The sequence below is a fragment of the Microbacterium sp. MAH-37 genome (genome assembly GCF_009758255.1).
Taxonomy (GTDB): domain Bacteria; phylum Actinomycetota; class Actinomycetes; order Actinomycetales; family Microbacteriaceae; genus Microbacterium.
On the sequence record NZ_WSEN01000008.1, the window covers coordinates 62,101 to 72,977 of the forward strand.

Sequence of the window (10,877 nt, forward strand, 5' to 3'; positions counted from 1 at the left end):
GGATGGCTGCGTGCGTGTGCTGAGGATCTCGCACAGCGCCACGGTCGCCGCGTGGCGCGGTCGCGAGCGCGCCCTGCGCGAGGACGGCGTCGACGTGTCACTGGTCGCGGCGCGCCGCTGGCACGCCGGCGGCACCGAGGTGACGCTGTCGAGCACCGCAGACGATCCGGTGTCCGGGGCGGCCACGATCGGCCGGCATCCGGCGCTGTTCCTCTATGACCCGCGGCCGCTGTGGCGGCTTCTCGGCGAGCAGTGGGACGTCATCGACATCCACGAGGAGCCGTTCGCGCTGAGCACCGCGGAGGTGCTGCTGCTGCGGGCACTGCGCCGAAATCGCGCTCCCTACACGCTGTACACCGCGCAGAACCTACGCAAGAAGTACCCGTTCCCGTTCGGATGGCTGGAGCGCCGCGCGCTGCGCGCGGCATCCGGCATCTCGGCGTGCAACCGCGAAGCGGCTGCGATCGCCCAGGACAAGGGCTTCCCCGGCCGGGCGCGCGTGATCCCGCTCGGCGTGGACGTCGTTCCGGTCGCTGCGTCGCACCCTGAGCGAGGAGCGCAGCGACGAGACGAAGGGCGTCCTTCGTCCCGCTCCGCGGATCCTGAGCGAGGAGCGCAGCGACGAGACGAAGGGCGTTCAGGATCCGACCAGAGTGACTCCCCTGTGCTCGTCGGCCTCCTCGGACGCCTCGTCCCCGAGAAGGGCGTCGCCGTGCTGCTGGACGCACTCGCCCTCGAGCCTCGGTTGCACGCCCGCATCGCGGGCAGCGGATCGCTCACGGACCGGATCGAGACGGATGCCGCGACCCGGGGCGTCCGTGATCGCGTGGCCCTCCTCGGCGCGCTGCCTCCTGAGGAGGTACCGGACTTCTACGCGAGCATCGACGTGCTCGCCGTGCCGTCGGTGCCGACGCGCGATTGGACCGAGCAGTTCGGCCGGGTCGCGGTCGAGGCGATGGCCGCCGGCGTGCCAGTGGTGTCGAGCGATGCCGGTGCGCTGCCCGATGTCGTCGGCGGGGCCGGGATCGTCGTGCCGCACAGCGACGCTGCCGCCCTCGCGAACGCGCTGATCGAGGCGCACGCGAACCACGACGAGCTGACCGCGGCAGGACTGCTGCGCGCGGCGGAGTGCTCATGGAACGCGGTCGCGGTGGAATACGAGGAGCTGTACCGCGGCGCTCTCAGAGCGCCGGGGACGAGCGATCGCGGCATCGAGATCATCACGGTCGCATATGGTGCGCCGGACCTGCTCGAGCGGGCTCTCGCGCCTGTGGCCGGCACGCCGGTGACCGTCGTGGACAACTCCTCGATGCCCGAGATCGCGGCCATCTGCGAACGGCTCGGCGTGCGGTACATCGACTCCGGCGCGAACCTCGGCTTCGGCGCGGCGGTGAACCTCGCGCTCGCCGACCGGCTGGTGCCCGGCGCCGACGTGCTGCTGCTGAATCCGGATGCCGCGATCGATCCCGAGGGCATCGCCACCCTGCAACGCGCGCTGCACTCCCGCCCCGGTACCGCCAGCGTCGGCCCTGTGCAGGCCGACGAGCAGGGACGACCGGCCCGTGTCGAGTGGGTGTTCCCCTCCCCCGCGCGCGCCTGGCTCGAGGCGGCCGGACTCGGCCGCGCCGTCCGCGGGCCGCAGTTCGTGATCGGCTCGGTGCTGCTGCTCGACGCCGATGCGCTGGCGACGGTCGGCGGGTTCGACGAGCGCTTCTTCCTGTACGCAGAGGAGACCGACTGGGCCTTCCGGGCGCACCTGCTCGGCTGGACGCATCGGGCTGTCCCGGACGTGCGCGCGGTCCACACCGGCGCGGGCACCAGCAGCGACCCGCGCCGGCGGGAGGCGTTCTTCCACGCCAGTCAGGAGCGGTACTACCGCAAGCACTACGGCGCAGCCGGGTGGGCATCGGCGCGGACGGCTCAGTTCTGCGGGGCCCTGCTACGCAGCATCCTGCTGTCGGGCGAACGCGGCGCCGAGGCGCGGCGGCGTGCGGCGCTGTACCGACTGGGTCCGGTGCGCGTGGAGCGCCGATTCCGGGAGACGAGGAAGGAACGCTGATGCACATCGTGCAGATCGCGCCCGACATCGGTCCCGGCAGCGGTGTCGCCGGATCGGCCTGGCGCCTCGGGGTGGAGTTCCAGACGCTCGGACACACAGTCGAGGACTTCACCGCGGAGAGCGCACGTGTCCGCAACCGTCGCTTCCGGGGCGGTTTCGCGCACGGCGTCGCGCGAATCTGGTACGCGATGGAGTTCACCGTGTCTGGTACCCGGGCGGCGAGACGGTTCCTCGCGGATCGCCCGGATGCGGTGACGATCTGTCACAACGGCGTGATGCTCGGCGACCTCTACGTCAATCACGGTGTGGTCGCCGCCGCGATGCGGGAACGCGGCGACCTTGCCCGGCGGATGCTGCGCAATCCCGTGCACTCCTTCACCTACCTGCGAGATCGGCTGCGGTACCGCAGCGACAGGCATCGCGCCGTCGTCGCGCTGACGGAGACCGAGGCGGGCGTGCTGAAGCGGGTGTACGGGAAGGTGCGTCCCCCGATCGCCGTGATCGGCCATGGTGTCGACCTGGAGCGGTTCCGTCCGCCGGAGCCTGCGGAGCGCACGGCGGCGCGGGAGCGCCTGCACCTCGACGACGAGCACCGCGTCGCGCTGTTCATCGGGCACGAGTTCGAACGAAAGGGACTGGCGCTGACGATCACCGCGCTGGTCGACGCGCCGACCGTGCTGCTGCTCGTGGTCGGCGGCTATGCCGCCGCGGTCGCTGAGGCGACCGCGCAGGCTCGGCACCTCGGCGTGCTCGACCGGGTGCTCTTCGCCGGGCCTCAGACCGACCTCGCCTCATTCTTCGCGGCATCTGACATGTTCGTGTTCCCGAGCTACTACGAGTCGTTCGGGTTGGTGATCACCGAGGCGCTCGCATCGGGGCTACCCGTTATCGCCACCGCGACAGGCGTCGCACCGGAAGTCGTCGTCGACGGCGAGACCGGGTATCTCGTCGGACGCGATCCGCGCGAGATCGCCGATCGCATGGAGCAGATCGCCGCCACCGACATCAGGGAATGGCGTGATGCCTGTCGAGCTGCGGTCACCCCTCGTACCTGGCGCGCGACCGCGGAGAAGTATCTCGCCTTGCTGGCCGAGGTCGCACCTGAACGGGCTGGTGCTCGCTGATGACACCGCTGCGGATCCTGCACCTCGTGATCTCGGATCGGTTCGCCGGCGTCGAGCAGTTCGTGCTGCGCCTGGCACAGCAGCAGGCGGAGGCCGGGCATGAGGTCCATGTGGCCGGGGGCGATCCGGCCCGCATGCGCGCGCCCCTGGCCGCGAGCGGAGTGTCGTTCACGCCGGTCACCACCCGCCGTGCCGCGCTGTCGGCGGCGCGGGCCGCCCGCGTCGACGTGCTTGCGACACACATGACGGATGCTGACGCTGCCGGTGCGATCGCGCTGCGCCGCGACGCGCAGACGGCGCTGGTCTCCACCCGCCATTTCGCCCGCGCCCGGCGCCGCATCGGTCCGCTGTCGGTCGACGCGCTGCTGGGCCGCATCGATGCCGAGCTCTCGATCAGCGATGTGGTCGCCGGCGCGATCGGCGTGCCGTCAACGGTCGTGCACACCGGCGTTCCGGATGCCGCCCCGGCGGCCTTCGAGAGGCGCGTACTCATGGTGCAGAGACTGGAGCGGGAGAAGCACACCGAGGTCGGCATCCGGGCCTTCCTGCAGTCCGGGCTCGGTACGAGCGGCTGGACCTTGCAGATCATCGGCGACGGAGCCGAGCGGCGAGCCCTCGAGACTCTCGCGAGTCCCCGGGCCGTGCGCTTCTTGGGTTATCGCGATGACGTCCCGGCCGAGCTCTCACGCGGCGGCCTGTTTCTGGCGACATGTCCTGTAGAGGGCCTCGGCATCGCCGCTCTGGAGGCGATGTCGCACGGCCTGCCCGTGATCGCCGCGGACGCGGCGGGGTACAGCGAGGTGATGGCCGGCCTGGATGAGCGGGCCCTGTTCCGGCCGGACTCCGTCGAGGATGCCGCCGGCGCGCTGCGCATCTTCGCCGCAGGCAGACGGCGCCGCAGGCTCCACGGTGCCGCGGGCCGGAAGCGCCAGCAGCAGCATTTCTCGCTGGCGTCCCAGCTCGACGGCACGGATGCCGTCTATCGCGACGCTCTGACGAGGAGGCGCGGATGACCGACCTGGTCGTGATCTCACTGGAGCGATGGGACGACGTGTGGCGTCGCAACCAGCACCTGGTGGCCGGGCTGCTCGCTGCGGATCCCGACCTGCGCGTGCTGTTCGTCGAGCCGCCGGACGACCCGCTGCACGCGATGCGTCGCGGAGCCAGGCCCGAGTTCGGCTCACGGCTGCGCCAGGTGAGCGACCGGCTTTGGGCGGTTCGTCCCGTGAAGTGGTTGCCGCGGCGGCTCGACCCGCGCACCGACGCGCGCCTCGGCGAGAGCGCCGTGCACGCGGCGAGAACGCTGGGGATGCAGCATCCGCTGCTCTGGGTCAACGACCCGGCCGCTGCCGTCGTCGCGCGGATCACGGGGTGGCCGACGCTGTACGACATGACCGACGACTGGCTCGCCGCCGACCGGCCCGCGGCCGAACGGGATCGCATCGCGGACGGCGAGGCGTGGCTGCTGAGGCACGCGGGCGCGGTGGTCGCCTGCTCGACCGAGCTCGCCAGGCGGAAGGCGGCTCAGCGCACCGACATCCCGGTGGTGCACAACGGAGTGGATGTGGCCGCCTATCGTCGGGCACGGCCGCGCCCGACGGACCTGCCGGACAGCCCGGTCGCCCTGTACCTCGGTACGCTGCACCGCGACCGGCTCGACGTCGAGCTGTGCATCGACACCGCGCGCTCACTCGCCGGGCGGGCCACAGTCGTGCTCGTCGGGCCGGATGCTCTGGATGCGGCCGATTCGGCGGCCCTCGCAGGCGCCGGTGTGCTGCTGCTCGGTCGGCGTGCCCGCGATGAGGTCGTCGGATATCTGCAGCACGCCGACGTGCTGCTCGTGCCGCATCGCGTGACGGGCTTCACCGACAGTCTCGACCCGATCAAGCTCTACGAATATCAGGCGGTGAGCAGGCCGGTGGTATCGACGCCGGTGGCCGGATTCCGGGATGCGATGGATCCGCGCATCCGGATCGCGGAACGGAACGAGTTTCGTGGCGCGGTAGTAGAGGCCCTCACACGACCGCCGGCAGCGAGCTCGGAGGTGGGCCCGTCGATCGACTGGTCGGCGCGGGTCTCAGAGTTCCGGGACGTGATGCGCCGGGTCTGAGAAGGCAGAGGCGGGCACGGCCGAAGCCGCGCCCGCCTCTGCGGAGAGGACTCAGGCCTCGATGCAGTTGCAGCCAGGAGGCGTGGACGCCCACGCCACGGTGAACTTCAGCGGGTCACCGTCGTGGTCGTGGTCGCTGCCGTCGGCTTCGTGACCCCAGGCCGCCGAGAAGGTGATGGCACCGTTCTGAACGTTCTGGCTGTTGGTCGACACAGCGCGGAAGAAGAAGGAGACCGAGCCGTTCGCGGGCACCTTGACCGGGAGACCAATCGAGGAACCGGCGACCCACGTCGGGCTGGCCGGAATCTGGTTGGTGATCGTGATCGAGGTGATCCAGACGTCCTTGTTGCTCGGGTTCGTGATCGTCACAGGAACGCCGTACCCGAACTTGAACGAGGACTCGCAGCCCTGAACCGATCCACCCGGCGCCTTACAGGCGGGTCCGTGCTCAAGAGTCGGCTTCGGTCCCGAAGCAGCGAACGCCGGAATCGGCGCGGCGACGGCGATGGCGGGAACCGCCCAGGCCATGGCCTTGGTCACAGTGCGGCGGCTGATGCCGGACTGTTCAGTGTTGTCAGTCATGTGATGCCCCTCTGGTTTCTAGAACCCATCACGGCGTGTCCCCCAGAAGAACAGCACGCGAGCACAACCGCCCCAGATCATAGGTTGTACGGCACGATGCTAGCGTAATCTCAGCCCCGGCGATACCCCGGGTTCGTCATCTCGCGGAGGGGAATGCCGATGGCCGATTCCGTGCACTCGTCGCGCCTGCTCCCCCAGCTGGGAACGCTGCTGCGGGTGACCGGCGCGAGCCCCCGGCGCTGGATGACTCTGACCGTCATCGCCTCCGTCGTGCTGGCGGGTCTGGACATGGTCGGCGTCGCGGCGATGGTGCCGCTGATGCAGCTCGCCACGACCGACGGCCAGCCACAGGGAGCGTTCCTCGAGTGGCTCGTCGGGCTCATCGGAACCTCGGAGCTGTCCGTGCTGCTGCCCCTCGTCGCGGGGCTGGTCGCCGCGACCTTCATCGTGAAGAGCGCCGGTTCGCTGGCCTTCCGCTGGTGGATGCTGGGGCGCACGACGAAGATCAGCGCACTGGCATCCGCCGAGCTGATGAATCGGTATGTGCTCTCGCCCTACGCGGCACATCGGCAGCGCCGGCTCAGCGAGCTCTACCGGAACATCAACGACAGCACCAACCAGGCCTCGAGCGTGCTGCTCGCACTGGTGACGCTGTGCTCCGATGTGCTGGTGCTGGTGGCGATCACGATCGTGCTCGCGTTCTCGTCGCCGATCCTCGTGACGGTGTTCACGATCGCGCTCTTCGGCTTTCTCGTGTTCGGAGTGCAGCGCGTGCTCCGCGCCAGGCAGCTGCGCATCGGCGAAGAGATCGCGGATGCCGGACTGCAGGCCTGGCAGTCGCTGATGCCGGGCCTGGAGGGTTTCCGCGAGACCCGACTCACCTCGAGCGGGGAGCTCTTCGTCGGCGGATTCCGGGAGGCGCGGCTGCGCGGGGCGCGGGCCAGCCGCGAGATGGCCTTCCTCTCCGACATCCCGCGCTACCTGCTCGAGGTCATCTTCATCTTCGCGATCCTCGGGATCGCGGGGCTGCTGTTCCTGCTGGGGCAGCCCGAGATGGTCATCCCGATCCTCGGTCTGTTCGCGGCGGCATCCATGCGCGCCCTGCCGACGATGACCCGCGTCAGCGCGAACATCGCCACGATGCGCACCGGTCAGGCCGGCCTTCGCATCATGACCTCCAGCCTCGACGAGCTCGCTCAGGGCGGCCGCCACGAGGAGCGCCCGCGCGACAGCCGGCCGTACTCCGGCGACATCGAGCTCGAGCGGGTGTCCTTCCAGTACGCGGATGCCGAGCGGCCCGTGCTCGAGGACCTGTCGCTGACGATCGCCGAGAACAGCACGGTCGCGTTCACCGGAGGCAGCGGGGCCGGAAAGAGCACCATCCTCGATCTGGTGCTCGGGCTGCTCGAACCCACGCAGGGCGCGATCTCGTGCGGCGGACGGCTCATCGACGACGATCTGGCCGCCTGGCACGCGGGACTCGGTGTCGTCCCGCAGGAGGTGTTCCTGACCAGCGACTCGATCGCCGCGAACATCGCATTCGGAGAGCGCGCCGACCTGATCGATCGCGACCGAGTGCGCGAAGTGGCCCGGTTGGCGCAGCTCGACGCTGTGCTCGCCGATCTGCCAGAGGGGCTCGAGACCAAGGTCGGCGATCGCGGCGTGCGGCTGTCCGGCGGCCAGCGTCAGCGGGTCGGGCTCGCGCGTGCCCTGTACCGGCGCCCGCACGTGCTCGTGCTCGACGAGGCGACCAGCGCCCTCGACAACGCCACCGAGCATGAGATCGCGCAGACGCTGCGAGGTCTGCAGGGCACGATGACGATCATCATCGTCGCGCACCGGCTGTCCACGGTGCGGGCGAGCGATCGGCTGTTCTTCCTTCGCGAGGGGCGCGTCGCCGCGGAGGGCACTTTCGATGAGGTGCGGGATCAGGACGCGGAGTTCGCGCGGCTCGTCGAGCTGGGGGCACTGGACTAGCGTCGCGGCAGACATCTAGGCCGGCGCGTCCAGAAGTGCACGTGCGTCACGTCGCCGCCCCTTCCGCGAGTCGACGATCCAGCGCATCCAGCAGTTCGGCGCTCGCTTCCGGATCCACCTTGCGACAGAACGGCGAACCGGATGCGGTGATCTCATCGAGATCCTGGACTGTGAAGGTGAGTCCTCCGTCGAGAGCGTCGTCCCATCGCTGCAGGGTGACGGGCGGCATCTGTGCGGGCGGGGTGCGGCGGGCGAGCGGCGTCACCAGAGCGGACTCGTCCGGAATGATCGAATGCCGGTACAGCCGTCGAAGCGGACTCCCTTCTGCGAGGTCGACATCAAGAAGATGATCGAGATCAGACCGTCGCACCGCCACCCACTGCGCACCGAACCAGCAGTCGTCTCCGGGGGGAAACGGATCAGGAAAACGCCGGATGCCGTAGTGCACCCCGCGCCCGCGCGCGACCACACGGAGGCTGAGCAGCGGTTCCAGTCGCAGAGTGAGGGCGCGGCGGGCGCGCACCCAGAACCCGTTCACCGGGCGCGGCAGCCGCGCCCATCCGGGCATCTGCGGGCGCAGGAACTCGACGGGCGATCGGAACCAGCGATAGGAGTATCGGGTCAGACGATCGTCGCCCTCGCCGTACCGACGGCCCCAGTGCGGCTCGTACGCGAGCGGCCGGGCCTCACCGATCCAGCTCCGCGCGGACAGCGCCTCGTCCTCCCACGCACCCAACGGGCGCGTGGGGTAGTCCTGTCCAGAGATCAAGGCGACCAGCTGCGCGTCGTGGCGGTCCCGCGCTATCGCGAAGCCGCGCAGCGCGGCTTCGACGAGTTCCCAGGACCCCCAGTCGCAGGCCAGACCGTGGTCGACGATCTCGATGCGTTCGTCATCATCGCGAGGGGGGAATCGTTCGCTGCGGGAATCGTGCATGACGATGACCCGTGCATCCGGGCTGGACCCGAGGATCGCGTGGGACAGACGGCGCACCTGCGGCCAATCCCGGTGCGAGAGCACGACGTAGACGACGCGGGTCATGAGGCTCCGCCTTCCATTCGCCACATCAGCGAACGGACCGGACGCGGCATCCGCACGAACACCCGGTCCCATCGACGGGGCAGGATCTCGGTCGCGATCTGCAGAGCCTCGCGCCGCCCCGCGCGATCGTCGTTTCGCGCCGCGGCCGCGAGCGCCGCCAGCACCTCGTACCGGTAGCCGCGACGATACGCCTCGATCGGACGATGCGGCGGGGTCGGCATCGCGGTCGGCTGCCAGAACGCCCGGATCGCACGCAGCGTGGAGAGACTCTTCTCCGTGCTCCGGCCGCGCATGGCGTTGCCGCCGTGGTCGCGGAAGAACGCCCGGCGGTCGTCGAGCACCCGCCACTCCGTGAAGCGCGCGACGTTGACGTACATCGTCCAGTCCTCCGCCGCGATCAGTCCGACCGGGAATCCTCCGGCATTGCGCAGGATGTCAGTGCGCACGGCCGCCGTGCTCATCGATCCGGCGAGCCCTCCGAGCAGTGTGTCGAAGCTGTGGCCGGTGATGTCGAGGTACGACATGTCATTCCGCGGCGCCGCGGTCATGATCGCGTCGAGGCACTCGTCGAGCGTCGACGCGCTGAACTCTTCCCGTTCACCGATCTCCGCCCCGAAGCTCCAGTACGGAGCGTTGAACGCACCCGCATCCGGATGCTGCGCGATCGCGATCTCCAGATCGCGGAGATAGGAAGGATGCAGCAGGTCGTCGTCGTCCAGGAAACACACCCAGTCGGTGTCGGCGAGGGCCATTCCTGCGTTGCGCGCGGCGGCGACTCCGGCGTGGGCGATCGGGTGCACGTCGACCGGGAACTCCGCCAGAGCTTCGGATGCCGGGTCTTCCACCCCGTCCGGCACGACGATGATCCGATCGAACGCACGCTCCTGCCGCAGCCCGCTGCGTACGGCCTGCTCGACGAATTCCGGGCGCGCATGCGTCGGGATGATCAGCGCGAATGTCAGCGCCGTCGTCCCCTCCGGCGTCATGACGACGCCCGGTTCACATCCCGCGCCCGATCGTTCGGAACGATCGCGGCGCCGAGGCCGACCACGGTGCCTGCCGCATCGACTCCGGCTCGTGTGAGTCCGCCCGCGACGCCGCGCAGCTTCGCCACGAGCCCAGGCTTCGACGACCAGCCGCGCACGCCTGACACGGCCTCGCGTCCGGTCGACGCGACCACCGATCCCAGGTAACGGGGCAGATGGGGGTCGGCCCAGCCGAGCGTCGTCGTCAGCAGCAGGATGTGGTTCCGAGCGCCGTAGAACCGGTAGCGCAGATCGAACCGCGCACCTTTGGAGTAATCGCCGGCGACATGCAGTACGACAGCATCCGGGGCGTAGACCACCCGATGGCCGGCCTTCCTCACGCGCAGGGCGAGATCGCTGTCCTCGCGCAGGCAGGTGCCCGGGTAGTAGTCGTGGATGCCGCCGAACGAGCGCAGCACGCTGTTGCGCACCGACATGTTCGCACCGAGCATGTGGTCCGCGTCGATCGTCCTCCCCGGATCTGCGGCGAAGTTGCCGGTGAGGCGTCCGTTTCGCAGGAATCTGCCGATGCGGTCGAGACCCTCCTGCTCTTCGCCCTCGCGATTCATGCGGGCTCGTCCCCCGACGGCGCCGACGTCGTCTGGCTCATACGCGGCGAGCACGCGCTCCAGCCACTCCGGCTCGGCGAACGCGTCATCGTCGATGAACGCGACGACGTCCTCGGTCGCGTCATGGGTCCCGATCGCGCGGGATGCCGCGAGCGTCCCCAGCCCGAGTTCGTTGCGTCGGTACTCGACCCCGGGGAAGTCCGCGACGACGGCGCGCGTGTCCTCCTCCGGCGAGGCGTCGACGACGACGATCCGCGACGGAGCCACGGTCTGCCGCTGCAGGTGCTCCAGACAGGTGCGGACATAGTCCGGCCGTCGATAAGTCGCCACCACGACGACGGCGTTGCGGTCCATCCGGCCTCCCCTGACCTGTTCCCCTCACCCGATGATAG

General features: G+C 69.8%; 9 protein-coding genes. 5 read left to right on the top strand and 4 right to left on the bottom strand.

Annotated features, from left to right (window positions below; translation table 11 throughout):
* Positions 1-10: 10 nt before the first annotated feature.
* Genes GON06_RS10705 through GON06_RS10720 form a run of 4 tightly spaced genes read left to right on the top strand, consistent with a single transcriptional unit; the run spans position 11 to position 5,293 of the window.
* Positions 11-2,059 carry a glycosyltransferase gene (locus GON06_RS10705; protein WP_332837410.1) on the top strand — a complete coding sequence of 683 codons (2,049 nt, stop codon included), beginning with the start codon at positions 11-13 and terminating at the stop codon, positions 2,057-2,059.
* A complete protein-coding gene (locus tag GON06_RS10710) occupies positions 2,059-3,183 on the top strand; it encodes a glycosyltransferase family 4 protein (protein ID WP_157312305.1) in 1,125 nt (374 codons plus the stop codon). The genes GON06_RS10705 and GON06_RS10710 overlap by 1 nt, the downstream gene beginning before the upstream one ends.
* Positions 3,183-4,196, top strand: coding sequence for a glycosyltransferase family 4 protein (locus tag GON06_RS10715; protein ID WP_157312306.1), 1,014 nt, complete (start codon positions 3,183-3,185; stop codon positions 4,194-4,196). The genes GON06_RS10710 and GON06_RS10715 overlap by 1 nt, the downstream gene beginning before the upstream one ends.
* Positions 4,193-5,293: a glycosyltransferase gene (locus GON06_RS10720; protein WP_157312307.1), complete on the top strand. Its 1,101-nt coding sequence runs from the start codon at positions 4,193-4,195 to the stop codon at positions 5,291-5,293. Before GON06_RS10715 ends, GON06_RS10720 begins: the two co-directional genes overlap by 4 nt.
* A gap of 51 nt (positions 5,294-5,344) precedes the next feature.
* Here the strand turns inward: GON06_RS10720 and GON06_RS10725 are convergent, their stop codons facing one another.
* Positions 5,345-5,875 (bottom strand): hypothetical protein, encoded by a 531-nt coding sequence (locus tag GON06_RS10725; protein ID WP_157312308.1) that lies wholly within the window; start codon positions 5,873-5,875, stop codon positions 5,345-5,347.
* Between the two features lie 159 nt (positions 5,876-6,034).
* On the opposite strand from GON06_RS10725, the gene GON06_RS10730 reads away from it, so the two are divergent.
* The gene (locus tag GON06_RS10730; RefSeq protein WP_157312309.1) at positions 6,035-7,852 is read left to right on the top strand and encodes an ABC transporter ATP-binding protein; all 1,818 of its coding nucleotides are present in this window, start codon (positions 6,035-6,037) and stop codon (positions 7,850-7,852) included.
* Between the two features lie 46 nt (positions 7,853-7,898).
* On the opposite strand, the gene GON06_RS10735 is transcribed toward GON06_RS10730, so the two are convergent.
* Genes GON06_RS10735 through GON06_RS10745 form a run of 3 tightly spaced genes read right to left on the bottom strand, consistent with a single transcriptional unit; the run spans position 7,899 to position 10,839 of the window.
* Positions 7,899-8,891 carry a hypothetical protein gene (locus tag GON06_RS10735; protein ID WP_157312310.1) on the bottom strand — a complete coding sequence of 331 codons (993 nt, stop codon included), beginning with the start codon at positions 8,889-8,891 and terminating at the stop codon, positions 7,899-7,901.
* Positions 8,888-9,877: a glycosyltransferase family 2 protein gene (locus GON06_RS10740; protein ID WP_157312311.1), complete on the bottom strand. Its 990-nt coding sequence runs from the start codon at positions 9,875-9,877 to the stop codon at positions 8,888-8,890. The genes GON06_RS10735 and GON06_RS10740 overlap by 4 nt, the downstream gene beginning before the upstream one ends.
* Entirely contained in the window at positions 9,874-10,839 is a 966-nt protein-coding gene (locus GON06_RS10745) for a glycosyltransferase family 2 protein (protein ID WP_157312313.1), read from the bottom strand. The genes GON06_RS10740 and GON06_RS10745 overlap by 4 nt, the downstream gene beginning before the upstream one ends.
* Positions 10,840-10,877: the final 38 nt, after the last annotated feature.